We start from the raw sequence: 16,467 nt of genomic DNA on the forward strand, positions 1-16,467 counted from the left end.
TCCACAACCATGGCTATCTTCCTCACCAAGGACAGCAAGGTCATCGTCCAGGGGATGACCGGCGCCACGGGCATGAAGCACACCAAGCTCATGCTGGCCGACGGCACCAACATCGTGGGTGGCGTCAACCCGCGCAAGGCCGGTACCGAGGTCGACTTCGACGGCACGGCCGTCCCCGTCTTCGGCTCGGTCGCCGAGGCGATGGAGAAGACCGGTGCCGACGTCACCGTCGTCTTCGTGCCGCCGGCGTTCGCCAAGGCCGCCGTCGTCGAGGCGATCGACGCCGAGATCCCGCTGGCCGTCGTGATCACCGAGGGCATCGCCGTCCACGACTCCGCCGCCTTCTGGGCGTACGCGGGCTCGAAGGGCAACAAGACCCGCATCATCGGCCCGAACTGCCCCGGTCTCATCACCCCGGGCCAGTCCAACGCCGGCATCATCCCGGGCGACATCACCAAGCCCGGCAAGATCGGTCTCGTGTCCAAGTCCGGCACGCTGACCTACCAGATGATGTACGAGCTCCGTGACATCGGCTTCTCCTCCGCCGTCGGCATCGGTGGCGACCCGGTCATCGGCACCACGCACATTGACGCGCTCGCCGCGTTCGAGGCCGACCCGGAGACCGAGCTGATCGTGATGATCGGCGAGATCGGCGGCGACGCCGAGGAGCGTGCCGCGGACTTCATCAAGGCCAACGTCACCAAGCCGGTCGTCGGCTACGTGGCGGGCTTCACCGCGCCCGAGGGCAAGACCATGGGCCACGCCGGCGCCATCGTCTCCGGTTCGTCCGGTACCGCCCAGGCGAAGAAGGAGGCCCTCGAGGCCGCCGGTGTGAAGGTCGGCAAGACCCCGTCCGAGACGGCCCGCCTCGCGCGCGCCGCGCTGGGCGCCTGAGCCTGACGGTTCCCGCGCGCGGGCCCGCACCCCTCGAAGGGGGTGCGGGCCCGCGCCCGTTCCCGGGTTCACGTAAGGGTAATTGCGCGTCAAATAGGTTTATCCGGGTATCAAAAGCGACACGACGGTCATTTACCCGCTACCCGAACGAAAGGCGTGTTCTTGGCAGCATGACCATGTGACCCACGATGCCGAGCACAGCCCGCCTCCCGCGCCCGGCCGGCCCGCCGCGAGCGCGCCGCCCCCCGCGGGCACGGTGTTCGTCGGCGGGGCGATCGCCGCGGGACTGGGGCTCGGGGCGCTGGCCGTGGTCGTCCTGCTGCTGTGGATCACCTCGCCGTACCCGGACGGCGGCGCGGGCGAGGCCCTGCGTTCCGCCGCCGGCCTGTGGCTGCTCGCCCACGGCGCGGACCTCGTCCGCACGGACACCCTTACCGGGGCGCCCGCCCCGATCGGCCTCACGCCGATGCTGCTGACCGCGCTGCCCTGCTGGCTGCTCTACCGGGCCGCGCGGCACGCCCTGGAACCGGCGGTCGAGCCGCCCGGCGATCACGACGACTTCCCCTACCCGGAAGCCGTCCCCTTCGAGGAGCTCACGCCCGAGGAGATCCTCGCCGCGACCACGCCGCCGCCCCCGGCGCCGGTGGAAGCCGGACCCCCTCCCGCCCCGCGCAAGGTCGCCGCGGCCCTGCTCGGCGGCTATCTGCTCGTCGCCGTCGGCGCCGTCCTCTACGCCGCCTCGGGCCCGGTGCGGGCCGAGCCGCTGAGCGCCCTGCTCCACGTGCCGGCCGTCGCGGGGGCGTCCGTCGCGGCCGGGATGTGGGCCGCCGCGGGCCGCCCGCACGGCACGCCGCCACCGGTCCTGCGCCGGGCGCTCGCGGCGGTCCCCGCGGGGCTGCGCCGCCGGTTCACCCGGGCCCGGTCGGCCGCGGCCCTGCGCGCCGGGGCCGCCGGCACCGTCGTCCTGCTCAGCGGGGCCGCCGTCCTCCTCGCGGCCTCCCTCGCCGTCCACGCGGGCGCCGTCCGCGAGTCCCTCCTGCAGATCACCGCGGCCTGGTCGGGCCGCGCCGCGGTGCTGCTGCTGTGCCTCGCCCTGCTGCCCAACGCCGTCGTCTGGGCCGCGGCCTACGGGCTCGGGCCGGGCTTCGCCGTGGGCACGGCCGGCGTCGTCGCGCCCCTCGGCATCACCGCGTACCCGCTGCTGCCCGCCTTCCCGCTCTTCGCGATCCTCCCCACCCCGGGCCCCGCCGAGCCGCTGCCCCTGGCGGCCTCGGCGGCGGTGAGCCTCGCGGCCGGGGCCACCGTCGCCTACGCCGCCGTGCCGCGCCGCGGCGCGGACCTGGCCCGGTCGGGGCTCGGCGAGACCGCCGGCGTCGCCGCCCTCGGCTCCGTGTTCTGCGCGCTCGTCGTCACCCTGCTGGCCTACGCGGCGGGCGGCACCCTGGGCGCGTCCGTCCTCGCCACGTTCGGGCCCCCGTGGCCGCTGGTGGGCGCGGCCGCGCTCGCCTGGACGACCGCCGTGAGCGTCCCCGGCGCGATCGTGCACCGCTGGCTGCGGCGGCGCATCGCCCTGGGTGCCGGTGTGGGTGCCGGTGCCGTCCCCGGCGCGGTTGCCGTCGCCGTGACCGGCGGGCCGTCGGCGGAGGCCTGGGCGTCCTCCGTCGCCCCGGCCGGGAACCCGCCCCTCCGGCTGTCCGCGGGCACCCACCGCCGCGTCCCCCCGACGCGGGCGGACCGCCCCCGCAAAACACGCCGGTCGCGCGCCCGCTGGTGGACCGGCGGCCGGGCCGTCCGCGCGATGGGCTCCTGGCTGGGCTTCGGTGCGGGTACGGGCCGGGCCGCGGTGAGCGGGGCGCGCGCCGACACGGCGACCCTCTCCTTCGCCCGGCCCGGGGCGAAGGGGCCCGCGTGGTCGGCCGAGCCGGGGGCCACGGCGGTGGAGGCGCTTCCCGTGCGCGGTGCTCCGGCCGGCTCCGCTCCGGTCGGGCTCGCCGCGCCGGGCGTGTCGTCAAGGACGTCAGGGACGTCAGGGCCGTCCGGAGCCGAGGAGCGGGACGCGCGGCGCGGGTGGTTCGGGCGCCGCAAGGCGAAGGGGAGCAGGCGGCGGGGGAGAGGGGAGTCGCGGGTGCCGGCGTTCGACGCGGCGGCCTGGCACGACACGGGGGCGCGGCAGGTGCGGTGGGCCGCGCTGCGGGATTCCGGGGGCGGTCTGATGCCGGCGTTCGAACCGCACGACGCGGCGCCCCAGGACCGGGGCTGAGCCCGGGCCCCTGGTCCCGGCCGGGATCCGTCCGGCCCGGCCGCGCTCCCGTCCGGCTCAGTCCCGCGTCCCCAGCAGCGGCCGCAGCTGCTTCGGGAGGTGCTTCTCGCACGCCTGCTGCGAGCTCTGGGTCAGGGCGTCGTCCACGCACGTGTAGTAGTCGCTGTAGACGATCTGGAAGACGAACGTCGCCGCCACGATGGCCAGCGCCAGTCCGCCCGTCACCAGGCCGCTGACCGCCGCGGTCGTCTGCGGCCGGAAGGCGCCGGGCGCCGGGGCGGGGGCCGCCGGGGTGTCCGGGTCCTGCCGCGGCGGCCGGGCCTTGGCGCGCAGGGCGCTGACGCCCCAGTAGAGGGAGAGGGCGCCGAGCAGCAGGGCGACGTAGGGGATGCTGAACAGGGCGAAGAAGAAGCCCCACATGCCCGCGAGCAGGGCGTAGCGGGCGCGCCGCTGGGCGGGGTCCGTGGGGTCCCAGCGCAGGCCGCCGTTCCCGCCGGGGCCGCCCTTTCCGCCCGGACCGCCCGCGGGGCCGCCCGGGCCGCCGCCGAAGCCGCCGTCGTGGCGGCCGGGCTGCCGGCTGCTCCACTGGCTGCCCCAGGCGGGGGGCTGCTGCCGCTCGTCGCCGGAGTCGTTCCCGTCCTGCGAGCCGTCTCCCCGGCCGTCGTCCCGGCCGTCCCCGCGGCCCTACGGTGCCTGCCGCGGCTGCCAGGGCCGGTCCGGCTGCCCCTCCGGCGGCGGCGCGAAGGGGTTGTCCCGCTGCTCGCCGGGGGAGGGCGGCGTGGGGCGGTCGTGCGACATGCGGGCGTTCCTCATCGCACCGCCGCCGGGGGTGTCGGTGGGCAGCGCGAGGCGGTGTGCCGCGTGACGGCGTCGGTCCGGCATGTGGAGTGTGTCTTCCCCTTGTGTCGTCGTCCGGCACGCCCAGGATGTGCGCCGTCCAGGATGTGTGCCCGAACGCCCGGGACGTACGGCACATCCCCGGCGTCCGTGCCTACCGCACTCCGAACGTACGGCGTCGCGCCCGGATTCCGTGCACGTGGCCCGCGCTTTTCCGTGCGCTGCTTCCAGACGCTACCTTCCGCGCGCGCCCCCGTCCCGCGGGGGCCGTTCGGTGTGCCGGTATCGTTGCTGGCGGTCGACGGGTTCGTAGAGTCCCCCGTATTCGGCGACGCCCTCGTCTCGTACGACCATACAAACCGTACGGCCATCACACCGCTCGCCCGCGAGAAAGGGCCCCACCGTGGCCTCCCCGCCTCCCGCGCCCCCCGCCCGCCTCGTCGTCCTGGTCTCCGGCTCCGGCACCAATCTGCAGGCCCTGCTCGATGCGATCGCCGCCGATCCGGAGGGCTACGGCGCCCGGATCGTGGCCGTGGGCGCCGACCGGGACGGCATCGCCGGCCTGGAGCGGGCCGAGCGCGCCGGGATCCCCACGTTCGTCTGCCGCGTCAAGGACCACCCGACGCGCGACGCCTGGGACCGGGCGCTGACGGAGGCCACCGCGGCCCACGAGCCGGACCTCGTGGTCTCGGCCGGTTTTATGAAGATCGTGGGCAAGGAGTTCCTGGCCCGCTTCGGGGGCCGCGTGATCAATACGCACCCCGCCCTGCTGCCCAGCTTCCCCGGCGCCCACGGCGCGCGCGACGCGCTCGCGTACGGCGTCAAGGTGACCGGGTGCACCGTGCACTTCGTCGACGACGGCGTCGACACCGGCCCGATCATCGCCCAGGGCGTGGTCGGGGTCCGGGACGAGGACGACGAATCCGCGCTGCACGAGCGGATCAAGGAAGTCGAGCGCGAGCTGCTCGTCGAGGTCGTGGGGCGCCTGGCCCGCAACGGCTACCGCATAGAGGGACGAAAGGTGAAATTCCTGTGACCGCCGAAGGTATGAAGCGGCCCATCCGCCGCGCGCTGGTCAGCGTCTACGACAAGGCCGGGCTGGAGGAGCTCGCGCGCGGTCTGCACGAGGCGGGCGTCGAGCTCGTCTCGACCGGCTCGACGGCCGGCCGGATCGCCGCCGCCGGCGTCCCGGTCACCCGGGTCGAGGAGCTCACCGGTTTCCCCGAGTGCCTGGACGGCCGCGTCAAGACGCTCCACCCGCGCGTCCACGCCGGCATCCTGGCCGACCAGCGCCTGGACTCCCACCGCGAGCAGCTGGCCGAGCTGGGCGTGGAGCCGTTCGAGCTGGTGATCGTCAACCTCTACCCGTTCCGGGAGACCGTCGCCTCCGGCGCCTCGCCCGACGAGTGCGTGGAGCAGATCGACATCGGCGGCCCCTCGATGGTCCGCGCCGCCGCCAAGAACCACCCCTCGGTGGCCGTCGTGGTCAACCCCGGCCGCTACCAGGACGTCCTCAAGGCCGTCGCCGACGGCGGCTTCGACCTGGCGCAGCGCAAGCGCCTGGCCGCCGAGGCGTTCCAGCACACCGCCGCCTACGACGTGGCCGTCGCCAACTGGTTCGCCGAGGCCCGCGGCGGAGCCGCTGATGAGCACAGCGGCGCCGACGAGGGCCCCTGGCCGGACTTCATCGGCGCCTCCTACGAGCGCAAGCAGGTCCTGCGCTACGGCGAGAACCCGCACCAGCCCGCCGCCCTCTACACGGACGGCACGGGCAAGGGCCTCGCCTACGCCGAGCAGCTGCACGGCAAGGAGATGTCCTACAACAACTACGTGGACACCGAGGCGGCCCGCCGGGCCGCGTACGACCACACCGACCCCTGCGTCGCGATCATCAAGCACGCCAACCCGTGCGGCATCGCGACCGGTTCGGACGTCGCCGAGGCCCACCGCAAGGCCCACGAGTGCGACCCGCTGTCCGCGTTCGGCGGCGTGATCGCCGTCAACAGCCCCGTGTCGGTCGCCATGGCCGAGCAGGTCGCCGAGATCTTCACCGAGGTCATCGTCGCCCCGGCCTACGAGGACGGCGCCGTCGAGGTGCTGGCCCGCAAGAAGAACATCCGCGTGCTGCGCTGCGCCGACGCCCCCGCGGCGCACCGCGAGACCCGTCCCGTCGAGGGCGGCGTCCTGGTCCAGGTCAAGGACCGCCTCCAGGCCGAGGGCGACGACCCGGCCGGCTGGACGCTCGCCACGGGCGAGGCGCTGTCCGCCGAGGAGCTGGCCGGCCTGGCCTTCGCCTGGCGCGCCTGCCGCGCGGTCAAGTCCAACGCGATCCTGCTGGCCAAGGACGGCGCGACCGTCGGCGTCGGCATGGGCCAGGTCAACCGCGTCGACTCCGCGAAGCTGGCCGTGCAGCGGGCGGGCGAGGAGCGGGCGCGCGGCTCGTACGCCGCCTCCGACGCCTTCTTCCCCTTCCCGGACGGGCTGGAGGTGCTGACGGCCGCGGGCGTCAAGGCCGTGGTGCAGCCGGGCGGTTCGGTCCGCGACGAGCAGGTCGTGGAGGCCGCGAAGGCGGCGGGCGTGACGATGTACTTCACGGGTACGCGCCACTTCTTCCACTAGGCCGTGGAACGGGCGGAGGCCCGTACCCCGATGCGATCGGGTGTACGGGCCTCCGTGTCCGTCACGGGGGCGCTCAGAAGCGCGGGCGGCGGAACCAGTCCTGAGACGCCTGCTTGGCCGCGAAGACGATCACCAGGATCGACAGGATGAGGCCGATGAGGCCGATGCCGTAGAAGACGATGCACACCAGGCCGCTGATGATGCCGAACGCCGCATAGACGATCGAGCCGACGCGGACGCCATTGGCGCCCTTGGCGTAGCGCACCGCGAGAATGATGCCGAGGATCGCAAAGATCACGGCCAGCGCGGCGAGGAACGCGAACACGCCCTTTCCGGCGTCGAAGACCGTGTCGGCGTCCACGGTGTCGCCCTGCGCGGTGGTGACCGTGCCGCCTCCGTGGGTCTTCTTCGCGTCACCGATCGCCGCGACCGCGGCGACGCACAGGCCCGCCACGATCACGTGGACCGCGGCGATCGCGTACAGCATGATGCGGGCCGCCTTGGTGATGCCCGGCATCACCTGCGGCCCCTGCGGCGCACCGGCGTAGCCGCCCTGCGCCTGCGGGTACGCGGCGTACGGCTGACCGGGCTGACCGCCCTGGGGCTGCTGCGGATATCCGTAACCGGGCGCCTGCTGGGGCGCGCCGTACGGGTTGTTCTGATCGCCGAAGCTCATGCTGGGGATTTCCTCCGTCGGTGTCGTGCGGGGACGGCGCAGGCATTCGGAGGAGAGTTGTGTCAGCGGCTCGCCCCCGATTTGCACCCGCGGCACGCGGATCATCGTTATAGGGCCTCTGACTTTTGTCCAGCTGATACCCGTATCCGAGGGGCCGCGGGGGCTGCAGGGAATAACCGAAGCGAATTCGTCACCTTCGGCGGGCCGCCCTGATTGGAACCATGGCCGCCCCATCCGCGAGGATGGGGGTCATGACCGCCCAGATTCTCGATGGCAAGGCCACCGCAGCAGCGATCAAGTCCGAACTCACCGTGCGAGTGGAGGCGCTGAAGGCCGCGGGCGTGCAGCCCGGTCTCGGCACCGTCCTCGTCGGCGACGACCCCGGCAGCAAGTGGTACGTCGCCGGCAAGCACCGCGACTGCGCCGAGGTCGGCATCGCCTCCATCCAGCGCGAACTCCCCGCCACGGCCACCCAGGAGGAGATCGAGGCGGTCGTCCGCGAGCTCAACGACAACCCCGACTGCACCGGTTACATCGTCCAACTCCCCCTTCCCAAGGGCATCGACACCAACCGCGTCCTGGAGCTGATGGACCCGGCCAAGGACGCCGACGGCCTGCACCCGATGAGCCTCGGCCGCCTGGTGCTGAACGAGACCGGCCCGCTGCCCTGCACCCCCAACGGCATCATCGAGCTGCTGCGCCGCCACGACGTCGAGCTCAACGGCAAGCACGTCGTGGTCGTCGGCCGCGGCATCACCGTCGGCCGCTCGATCGGCCTGCTGCTGACCCGCCGCACCGAGAACTCCACGGTCACCCTCTGCCACACCGGTACCCGTGACCTGTCGGCGCACCTGCGCGAGGCCGACATCATCGTCGCCGCGGCGGGCGTGGGTCACCTGATCAAGCCGGAGGACGTCAAGCCCGGCGCGGCCGTGCTGGACGTCGGCGTCAGCCGCGACGGCGAGGGCAAGATCATGGGCGATGTCGACCCGGCGGTCGCCAAGGTCGCCGGCTGGGTCTCGCCGAACCCCGGCGGCGTCGGCCCGATGACCCGGGCCCTGCTGCTGGTGAACGTGGTGGAGGCCGCCGAGCGCGCCGCCGGAAGCGGCAATGCGGGCTGAGGAGAAGCCGGGCGAAGGACCGGGCAAGGGACCGGGCAAGGAGCCGGGCGCGGGCAAGGGCCGGCGCTTCCAGCTCACGCGGGACACCGCCCGCCCCGAGGGCGGCGGGCGCGCCGCCCCGGGTGACGCCCCGGCGCCGGCGCGCCAGTGGCCGCTGCTGGCGGTCATGGGCGTGACCGGGCTCGGGCTGCTGATCGTGGCCTTCGACGCGTTCCGGGTCGGGACGCTGCTGATCGGGCTGGCGATGGCCGGCGGGGCGGTGCTGCGCTGGGCCCTGCCGTCCGTGGGCATGCTGGCCGTGCGCTCGCGCTTCACGGACATGATCACGTACGGCGGGCTGGGCGGGGCGATCCTGCTGCTGTCCCTGATGGCGCAGCCGCACCCGTGGCTGAAGGTGCCGTTCCTGGAGGACATCCTCCACTTCACGGTCTAGCTCCGACTCCACGGGCCAGGCTCGACCGGCTTTGCCTGATTTCGAGTAGTTTGATGACGAGGTGATCCCTTTCCTGCCTCCGGGGCGGGGAAGGGCCGGTGCTGCCCGCGAGAGGGACGGTCCCCGTCATGGCCAAGATCAAGGTAGTCGGCCCGGTCGTCGAGCTCGACGGCGACGAGATGACCCGGATCATCTGGCGGTTCATCAAGGACCGCCTGATCCTGCCCCACCTCGACGTGGAGCTGAAGTACTTCGACCTGGGCATCGAGAACCGCGACGCCACCGGCGACCAGGTGACCGTCGACGCCGCGCACGCCATCCGGCAGTACGGCGCCGGCGTGAAGTGCGCGACGATCACCCCGGACGAGGCGCGGGTCGAGGAGTTCGGCCTCAAGGCGATGTACCCCTCGCCCAACGGCACCATCCGCAACATCCTCGGCGGGGTGATCTTCCGCGAGCCGATCATCATGGCGAACGTGCCGAGGCTCGTCCCCGGCTGGACGAAGCCCATCGTCGTCGGCCGTCACGCCTTCGGCGACCAGTACCGCGCGACCGACCTGAAGGTCCCCGGCGCGGGCACCCTGACCGTGACCTACACCCCGAAGGACGGCTCCGAGCCGCTGGAGCTGGAGGTCTACGACTTCCCCGGCCCCGGCGTCGCCCTGGCCATGTACAACCTGGACGAGTCGATCCGCGACTTCGCGCGCGCCTCCTTCCGCTACGGCCTGGACCGCGGCTACCCGGTCTACCTGTCCACCAAGAACACGATCCTGAAGAAGTACGACGGCCGCTTCAAGGACCTCTTCCAGGAGGTCTTCGACGCCGAGTTCAAGCCGGACTTCGACCGGGCCGGGCTGACGTACGAGCACCGCCTCATCGACGACATGGTGGCGACCGCCCTGAAGTCCTCCGGCGGCTACGTCTGGGCCTGCAAGAACTACGACGGCGACGTCCAGTCCGACACCGTCGCCCAGGGCTTCGGCTCGCTCGGCCTGATGACCTCGGTCCTCATGACGCCCGACGGCCGCACGCTGGAGGCCGAGGCCGCGCACGGCACCGTCACCCGCCACTACCGCCGCCACCAGCAGGGCAAGGCCACCTCCACCAACCCGATCGCCTCGGTCTTCGCCTGGACCCGGGCCCTGGCCCACCGCGGGCGGCTGGACGGCACGCCCGAGGTCGCCGCGTTCGCGGAGACGCTGGAGCGGGTGTGCGTCGAGACCGTCGAGGGCGGGCGGATGACCAAGGACCTGGCGCTGCTGGTCGGTGCGGAGACCCCCTGGCTGACCACCGAGGAGTTCCTCGCGGCCGTCGAGGCGAACCTGCGCGGGAAGCTCGTGCCGGCAGCCGTGTGAACGGCGTGCCGGCAGTCGCGTGAGCGGCCGCGGTGGCCGGTCCTCCACCCCCGTGGGGGGACCGGCCACCGCCCCGCAGACGAGTTTCATGATCGCGTGTTCGGGCTTCAAGATCTTCAAGCCTGCTGTGGCCGGGGGGTGACGGTTCTGCGACGAGTTCGCCGTCGCGTATCAGTTGTGCAGCAGATGTGACAAGGGCGCGCGGTGGGACTCCTGATTAACCCAAATGCCACGATGCGCCCCGCCTGTGGGAACTGCCATGCTGGATTGCGGCATCCCCCTGGGTAGCCAGCACCGAGGCTGCGGAAGGGGCGCCGCGGCACGCACGGCACGGAAATCGGGTCACGGCACGGGAAGAGCACCGAAGACACCGGGGGACAGGGGAGTGCAATGCCTCGTTGGAGGGCGCTACCGGAGGAACTCGACCCGGAAGTGCGCGAATTCACCGAACAGCTGCGCAGACTCGTGGAGCGCAGCGGGCTGAGCATCGGCGCCGTCGCGGACCGCACGGGTTACAGCAAGACGTCGTGGGAGCGCTATCTCGGCGGGCGGCTGCTGCCGCCGCTGGGGGCCGCCGAGGCGCTGGCCGAGGCGACCGGGACCGACGTGGTCCACCTGAGCACGATGTGGGAGCTCGCCGAGCGGGCGTGGAGCCGCAGCGAGATGCGGCACGACTCCACCGTGGAGTCGGCGCGGATCGCCCGGGCGCGGGCCGCGCTGGGAGAGTTCGGCCCGCCGCAGGCCGCCCCGGAGACCGCGGCCCCGCAGGCCGCCCCGCACTCCGCACGGGCCGGGGGCCGGCCGGGTGCGGTGATCTCGGAGCCGCTCTGCCACGAGGTGGCGCGCCGTGCGGCAGCGACGGAGGAGAACCCGGCCGCGGGCCCAGCGGGAGCAGCGGGCCCCGCCGCAGCCGCGGGTCCCTCCGGGCCGGCCCCGCGCCCGCCCGTCCCGGACTCGCCCCGGCCGCCCGACTACCGCGCGAAGGCCATCCCGGCCGACGCCCCGGCACCCCGCCGCCGCGCGGCCCTCTTCGTCACGGGAGTGGTGGGCGCCCTCCTCGTCGTCGCGGCGATCGTCCTGCTGCTGGGCGTCGGCGACGGCGCGGGCGGGGGCCCCGGCAGCGCGCCGCCGCTCTCCTCTCCCTCCGTCGTCCTGCCCGCCGGCGTCAAGTGCACGGGCGCCGAGTGCAGTGGCAAAGACCCCGAGGCCATGGGCTGCGGCGGCGGCCGGGCGACGACCGCCGGATCCGCGACCGTCGGCACGTCCTACGTCGAGGTCCGCTACAGCCGGGTGTGCGGCGCGGCGTGGGCGCGGATAACGCAGGCGGCCCCGGGCGACGCCGTCCGGATAGACGCGGCAGCGGACGGCGGCGTGCCCGCCCGTTCGGAGTCCGGCAAGGTGGTGCGCGACGCCGACGGCTACACCCCGATGGTCGCGGTCTCCGGACCGGGGAAGGCCACGGCCTGCGCGGCGCTGACCTCGGGGCCCGAGGGGTGCACGGTGGCGCGCGCCGCCTCCGCCCCGGCCGGGTGAGCGCCCGGCGGCCGGGGCGCCGCGTGCGGCACGGTGAGGCGTCCCACACGGGGGCGGGGGTTCGGAGCGGGCCGGGTCGGATAGCCTGACGCCGGATCTCTTGATACCGAGAGAGATCCTCACTCATGGGCAGGGACACCCAACCCCAGTTCGCAGCAGGAGATCGCCATGACCCGCACTCCCGTCAATGTCACCGTCACCGGTGCAGCCGGCCAGATCGGCTACGCGCTGCTCTTCCGCATCGCCTCCGGTCAGCTCCTCGGCGCCGACGTGCCGGTCAAGCTGCGCCTGCTGGAGATCCCGCAGGGCCTGAAGGCCGCCGAGGGCACCGCCATGGAGCTCGACGACTGCGCCTTCCCGCTGCTCCGCGGCATCGACATCACCGACGACCCGAACGTCGGCTTCGCGGGTGCGAACGTCGCGCTGCTGGTCGGCGCCCGCCCGCGCACCAAGGGCATGGAGCGCGGTGACCTGCTGGAGGCCAACGGCGGCATCTTCAAGCCGCAGGGCAAGGCCATCAACGACCACGCCGCGGACGACATCAAGGTCCTCGTCGTGGGCAACCCGGCCAACACCAACGCCCTCATCGCCCAGGCCGCCGCGCCGGACGTCCCGGCCGAGCGCTTCACCGCGATGACCCGCCTGGACCACAACCGCGCCCTGACGCAGCTGGCCCAGAAGACCGGCTCGTCCGTCGCCGACATCAAGCGCCTGACGATCTGGGGCAACCACTCGGCCACCCAGTACCCGGACGTCTTCCACGCGGAGATCGCCGGCAAGAACGCCGCCGAGGTCGTGAACGACGAGGCCTGGCTCGCGGACACCTTCATCCCGACCGTCGCCAAGCGCGGCGCGGCGATCATCGAGGCCCGCGGCGCGTCCTCGGCCGCCTCGGCCGCCAACGCCGCCATCGACCACGTCCACACGTGGGTCAACGGCACCGCCGAGGGCGACTGGGCCTCCATGGGCATCCCGTCGGACGGCTCCTACGGCGTCCCCGAGGGCCTCATCTCCTCCTTCCCGGTCACCTGCAAGGACGGCAAGTACGAGATCGTCCAGGGCCTGGAGATCAACGACTTCTCCCGCGCCCGCATCGACGCCTCGGTCCAGGAGCTGGCGGAGGAGCGCGACGCGGTCCGCGCCCTCGGCCTCATCTGATCTTCCGGATCCTTGACGGGAGTGCCCCGGCAGCAACAGCTGCCGGGGCACTCCCGTTTTTCCGTACAGGCGTGTGGCCCTGCACTCGTACGGGGTCGTTTTTCCGTCCGTTATCCGAGTGCAAGTGGGGTCGGCGGGAAGCGGATTGGCTTATTGTGAGTTCTCCGAAAATCCGTCAACTCCTGCATATTCGCAGGTGAGTTCGACGATCGGAGAGCTCATGACCTTATCCGCCGGATCCGCAAGAACCGATCAGGCCACGTCTTCCGGGTCCGCGAGAACGGCCGGTACCGGCAGGTCCGACGTGCGGCCCGACGCGCGGAGCGAGGCCACCCGCCTGCTCTGCGCGGGGGTGTACCTCGATCTCGACTTCCGCCGGCGCGTCGTCGAAGAGCTGGTGGAGCACGAGGAGCGGCCGATCGCGCCGTCGCTCGGCGTCGACGTCGTGCCGGTGCTCACCCACGCGCTGCGGGCGCGTGCGCAGGACGTGCTCACGGCGGTGCTGCTGGCCTGCTTATGGGTCGCGTTCTTCGCCGTCGGGTTCGCGACCGACGCGGGCGCCGACCCGGAGACGCAGATCCCCTGGGCCGTCCTCTACGCCGTGGTCTGCGTGGTGCAGTGGATCGGGCAGGCGGCCGCCGGGCGCGGGAGCGCCGTCTACGCCGTCGACAACAAGACCCTGCGCGAAGCCGTCAAGGGGCGGACCTCGCTGCGTGCCCTGCGGGCGGTCGGGCCGCCCGTGCTGCAGCTCGGCTACTGGGGCTTCGTCCTGGTCGCCCTGTTCGAGGGCGCGGGCAACTGGGCGGCCCTGCTCTTCCCGCTGCTTCTCGTCCTGCCCGTGTGGATGCACCGCTCGCGCGTCGCCTCGATCATGCGCCTGGAGCTCGGCCGGGAGGCCTTCGCCCACCACCCCCGCGCGGTGCCGCGCTCGCGCCACCACCGCCGCATCGCGGCGACGATCGACCGCGAGCAGTACGCGGGGCTGACCATCTACGACCCCTCCCGCCCGTTCCTCGGCATGGGCCGCCCGCACGAGCCGTGGTCGCTCGTCCTGGAGCTCAAGCCCCGCGACGGCGGCAAGGGTGGTCCGCGGCCGCCGTTCACCGCCCGCGCCGTCGTGGACCTGATCCGGCCCCGCCTGGAGGCGCTGCGCGACTCCGCCGCCGCGACCAGCCGCGACCGCCTGAAGGACCTGGAGATCGAGGAGTTCGTCTACCTGCCCGTGGGCCCGCCCCGGCCCGAGGTCCGCTACGACGCGCCCGTCGTCCGGCAGCACCTGCGGGACGCCGTGGACGAGGGCGGCGAGGCCCGCCGCTACTTCCTGCGGGTCCGCGTCGGCGCCTGGGACGAGCAGGTCGTCGTCTCCCTGCTGGTCAGGGTGCACACCCAGGGCGGCATGCTGGTGCTGGAGGTCGTGCCGCACGTGCTCAAGCCGGTCAAGCCGGAGTTCCGCGCGGTCGACGTGATCGCCGCCCGCGGCGAGGACGACATCCTGCGCGACGGCGTCCGCGCCCTGCTGACCGCGCCGGCCGCCGGGTTCGCGTCCGCCGTCTCGACGGTGCGCACGGCCGTCGCCGGTTTCCGCACGTGGCTGGCCGACCCGCGCCGCGCGGTCCCGGACGGCCCCGCGGGCTCGGTGCGGGAGATCGCCGGGGTGCAGTCCGTCTCGCTGTTCCAGGAGATGGACATCAGCCGCTACGTGAAGACGGTCCAGGACCGGATCGCGAGCGGCGTACGGGACGCGCTGCGCTCCCAGGGATATGAGACCGACCAGTTCGAGCAGCAGATCGTGCAGGTCAGCGACGGCGGCGTCTTCATCGGCTCGATGAGCGGCGGCGCCGTGGCCGCGGGCAGCGGCGCCCAGGCCAAGAACACCACGAAGGACGGGGGATCATGACGGATCGCAAGCAGGGCGGCGGCAGCGGTGCCGGCAGCGGTGCGGGCGGAGGTGCCGGCAGCGGAGGCGGCATCACCATCGGCCGGATGACGGGCGGCGCCGTGGCCGCCGGGGAGCGCGCGCAGGCCGAGAACCACGCGGAACGGGCCGCGCACCACGCCGGGAAGAACGAGAGCCGCGCCGAGCGGGCCGGCCGGGACGCCCACCCCGGCACCGGCTTAGTGCCCGTTCCCGCGGAGGCGCCCGGCCACGGGGGCGTCGCGGTCGGCGAGCTCTCGGGAGGCGCGGTCGCCGCGGGCCGGCAGGCCCGGGCCGTCGACTCCTCCCGGGAGGTCCTGGCCGTGCCGCCCGAGCTGCTGGAGGCCGTCGCGGAGCTGCGCCGCCAACTGCCCCTGCTCGTACGGGCCGAGGGCGACGGCGTCGACGCGGTCGGCGACGAGCTCGCCGGCCTGGAGGAGGAGGCCCGCCGCACCGGCCGCACGCAGCGCGGCCGCCTGGTGCGGCTGCGGGCCCTGCTGAGCAGCGGAACCACGGCCGCCGGCGGCCTGGCCTCGGCGGCCACGGTCGCCGAGGCGGCCGGCCGGCTGCTGACGTGAGGGGGAGGGGCACATGAGCCGCTGGGACGCGGATCTCCAGCAGTGGGTCGAGGACGACCCGCCCGGCCGGCGACCGCACGCGGCGCCGGAGGACGCCGCGGACGAGCACGACCGCCTCCACGATCCCGACGAGCCCGAGGTCCACCTGCTCCCCGGGCCGCCGGACGGCCTGCCCGAGGGGCCCTCGCACGCGGCGATCCTGGCCGGTGCGCTGGCCGGGGTGGTCCTCATGGGCGGCCTGGGCGTCGGGGCCTGGGCCCTGATGCGGGACGACGGCGGCGATCCGGGCCCGGGCATCTCCGGTGAGGCGTCGCCCGGCCCGAGCGCGAGCGTCCTGCCGAGCCCGGGCCCGTCGTACGGCAGCATCTCCGGCACCACGGGCACCACAGGCACCACGGGTGGGACGACTGGCGGGAGCACCAGCGGGTTCACGGGCGGCCTCACCGCGGGCGCCACGGGCTATGCCACGGGCGGCTACAGCCCGAGCGCCCCGCCGGGCACCTTCTCCGGAACAGGATCCGGGTCCGGCTCCGGGTCAGGATCCGGACCGGGGTCCGGTCAGAGCTCCGCCCCGGACGCCCCGGCCGGTTTCCGGCGCACGGAGGACGTCTCCGGCTTCCGCGCGGACGTCCCGCAGGGGTGGGAGCGCACCACGGAGGGCGCCAGCGTCTTCTTCAGGCGGGCGGACGGCAACAGCCTGATCCAGGTGTTCACCCTGGCGGGCCCCGAGCCGACGCCCTATGAATCCCTGGAGGAGACCGAGCGGGCGGTGTCCGAAAACAAGGGGTACCGCAAGCTGGGGCTGACCACGGTGGGCAGCCCCTCGTCCGACGCGGCGGAGCTGGAGTACACCTACGTCCGGCCCGACGGCACGGTGCGCCGCGTCGTCGACCGGGCGTTCACCGGGCCCGACCGGCGGCAGTACGCGCTGCTGGTCGCGGGGCCGGCCGGCGAGTGGTCCGGGCACCAGGAGATCTACCGGGTGCTGCTGGGGTCGTTCTGCCCTTCCGGGTACTGCGCGAGCAGCGGTGGCGGCAGCGACACTCAGTGACCCGTGTCACTCTTTGTAAAGAAAGACGCATAGCTTT

At 73.6% G+C, this 16,467-nt stretch carries 13 protein-coding genes and 1 pseudogene; 12 read left to right on the plus strand and 2 right to left on the minus strand.

Annotation, left to right across the window (positions count from 1 at the left end; all coding sequences use genetic code 11):
- Positions 1-9: 9 nt before the first annotated feature.
- Positions 10-894 (plus strand): succinate--CoA ligase subunit alpha, encoded by an 885-nt coding sequence (gene sucD, locus NQU55_RS05730; protein ID WP_168093864.1) that lies wholly within the window; start codon positions 10-12, stop codon positions 892-894.
- A 178-nt stretch (positions 895-1,072) separates the two neighbouring features.
- The gene (locus NQU55_RS05735) at positions 1,073-3,154 is read left to right on the plus strand and encodes a cell division protein PerM (protein ID WP_206329537.1); all 2,082 of its coding nucleotides are present in this window, start codon (positions 1,073-1,075) and stop codon (positions 3,152-3,154) included.
- A 57-nt stretch (positions 3,155-3,211) separates the two neighbouring features.
- Here the strand turns inward: NQU55_RS05735 and NQU55_RS05740 are convergent.
- Positions 3,212-4,036, minus strand: a pseudogene (locus NQU55_RS05740) (hypothetical protein).
- Positions 4,037-4,394: 358 nt separating this feature from the next.
- On the opposite strand from NQU55_RS05740, the gene purN reads away from it, so the two are divergent.
- Together purN and purH are read left to right on the plus strand one after the other, a co-directional pair.
- Positions 4,395-5,027, plus strand: coding sequence for a phosphoribosylglycinamide formyltransferase (gene purN, locus NQU55_RS05745; RefSeq protein ID WP_058045884.1), 633 nt, complete (start codon positions 4,395-4,397; stop codon positions 5,025-5,027).
- An 11-nt stretch (positions 5,028-5,038) separates the two neighbouring features.
- Positions 5,039-6,610 (plus strand): bifunctional phosphoribosylaminoimidazolecarboxamide formyltransferase/IMP cyclohydrolase, encoded by a 1,572-nt coding sequence (purH, locus tag NQU55_RS05750; RefSeq protein WP_168093867.1) that lies wholly within the window; start codon positions 5,039-5,041, stop codon positions 6,608-6,610.
- Positions 6,611-6,683: 73 nt separating this feature from the next.
- On the opposite strand, the gene NQU55_RS05755 is transcribed toward purH, so the two are convergent.
- The gene (locus NQU55_RS05755; RefSeq protein ID WP_168093862.1) at positions 6,684-7,286 is read right to left on the minus strand and encodes a hypothetical protein; all 603 of its coding nucleotides are present in this window, start codon (positions 7,284-7,286) and stop codon (positions 6,684-6,686) included.
- A gap of 251 nt (positions 7,287-7,537) precedes the next feature.
- Between NQU55_RS05755 and NQU55_RS05760 the strand changes: the two genes are divergently transcribed.
- From NQU55_RS05760 to NQU55_RS05795, 8 genes are all read left to right on the plus strand, one after another.
- The gene (locus NQU55_RS05760; protein ID WP_168093861.1) at positions 7,538-8,407 is read left to right on the plus strand and encodes a bifunctional methylenetetrahydrofolate dehydrogenase/methenyltetrahydrofolate cyclohydrolase; all 870 of its coding nucleotides are present in this window, start codon (positions 7,538-7,540) and stop codon (positions 8,405-8,407) included.
- On the plus strand, positions 8,397-8,840 hold the full coding sequence (locus tag NQU55_RS05765) for a DUF3017 domain-containing protein (RefSeq protein ID WP_168093860.1): 444 nt from the start codon (positions 8,397-8,399) through the stop codon (positions 8,838-8,840). Before NQU55_RS05760 ends, NQU55_RS05765 begins: the two co-directional genes overlap by 11 nt.
- A 128-nt stretch (positions 8,841-8,968) precedes the next feature.
- Positions 8,969-10,195 (plus strand): NADP-dependent isocitrate dehydrogenase, encoded by a 1,227-nt coding sequence (locus NQU55_RS05770; protein ID WP_256789929.1) that lies wholly within the window; start codon positions 8,969-8,971, stop codon positions 10,193-10,195.
- 390 nt (positions 10,196-10,585) lie between these two features.
- On the plus strand, positions 10,586-11,728 hold the full coding sequence (locus NQU55_RS05775) for an XRE family transcriptional regulator (RefSeq protein ID WP_168096095.1): 1,143 nt from the start codon (positions 10,586-10,588) through the stop codon (positions 11,726-11,728).
- Positions 11,729-11,896: 168 nt separating this feature from the next.
- A complete protein-coding gene (locus NQU55_RS05780; RefSeq protein ID WP_168096094.1) occupies positions 11,897-12,886 on the plus strand; it encodes a malate dehydrogenase in 990 nt (329 codons plus the stop codon).
- Between the two features lie 304 nt (positions 12,887-13,190).
- Positions 13,191-14,783, plus strand: coding sequence for an AbeC-like domain-containing protein (locus tag NQU55_RS05785; protein ID WP_256789932.1), 1,593 nt, complete (start codon positions 13,191-13,193; stop codon positions 14,781-14,783).
- A complete protein-coding gene (locus NQU55_RS05790) occupies positions 14,780-15,379 on the plus strand; it encodes a hypothetical protein (RefSeq protein WP_168096355.1) in 600 nt (199 codons plus the stop codon). The genes NQU55_RS05785 and NQU55_RS05790 overlap by 4 nt, the downstream gene beginning before the upstream one ends.
- Before the next feature lie 13 nt (positions 15,380-15,392).
- Positions 15,393-16,430, plus strand: a complete 1,038-nt coding sequence (locus NQU55_RS05795) for a serine/threonine kinase C-terminal domain-containing protein (protein WP_168096354.1) — start codon at positions 15,393-15,395, stop codon at positions 16,428-16,430.
- Positions 16,431-16,467: the final 37 nt, after the last annotated feature.

Origin of the sequence: Streptomyces telluris, assembly GCF_024519335.1 — a bacterium.
Taxonomy (GTDB): Bacteria; Actinomycetota; Actinomycetes; order Streptomycetales; family Streptomycetaceae; genus Streptomyces; species Streptomyces telluris.

What these genes read in the sequence shown, in the direction of transcription:
- NQU55_RS05775 (WP_168096095.1), top strand. Translation starts at nt 10,586, where the DNA reads ATGCCTCGTTGGAGGGCGCTACCGGAGGAACTCGACCCGGAAGTGCGC.
- purH (WP_168093867.1), top strand. Translation starts at nt 5,039, where the DNA reads ATGAAGCGGCCCATCCGCCGCGCGCTGGTCAGCGTCTACGACAAGGCC.
- NQU55_RS05790 (WP_168096355.1), top strand. Translation starts at nt 14,780, where the DNA reads ATGACGGATCGCAAGCAGGGCGGCGGCAGCGGTGCCGGCAGCGGTGCG.
- NQU55_RS05780 (WP_168096094.1), top strand. Translation starts at nt 11,897, where the DNA reads ATGACCCGCACTCCCGTCAATGTCACCGTCACCGGTGCAGCCGGCCAG.
- NQU55_RS05765 (WP_168093860.1), top strand. Translation starts at nt 8,397, where the DNA reads ATGCGGGCTGAGGAGAAGCCGGGCGAAGGACCGGGCAAGGGACCGGGC.
- NQU55_RS05755 (WP_168093862.1), bottom strand. Translation starts at nt 7,286, where the DNA reads ATGAGCTTCGGCGATCAGAACAACCCGTACGGCGCGCCCCAGCAGGCG.
- NQU55_RS05795 (WP_168096354.1), top strand. Translation starts at nt 15,393, where the DNA reads ATGAGCCGCTGGGACGCGGATCTCCAGCAGTGGGTCGAGGACGACCCG.
- NQU55_RS05770 (WP_256789929.1), top strand. Translation starts at nt 8,969, where the DNA reads ATGGCCAAGATCAAGGTAGTCGGCCCGGTCGTCGAGCTCGACGGCGAC.
- sucD (WP_168093864.1), top strand. Translation starts at nt 10, where the DNA reads ATGGCTATCTTCCTCACCAAGGACAGCAAGGTCATCGTCCAGGGGATG.
- NQU55_RS05760 (WP_168093861.1), top strand. Translation starts at nt 7,538, where the DNA reads ATGACCGCCCAGATTCTCGATGGCAAGGCCACCGCAGCAGCGATCAAG.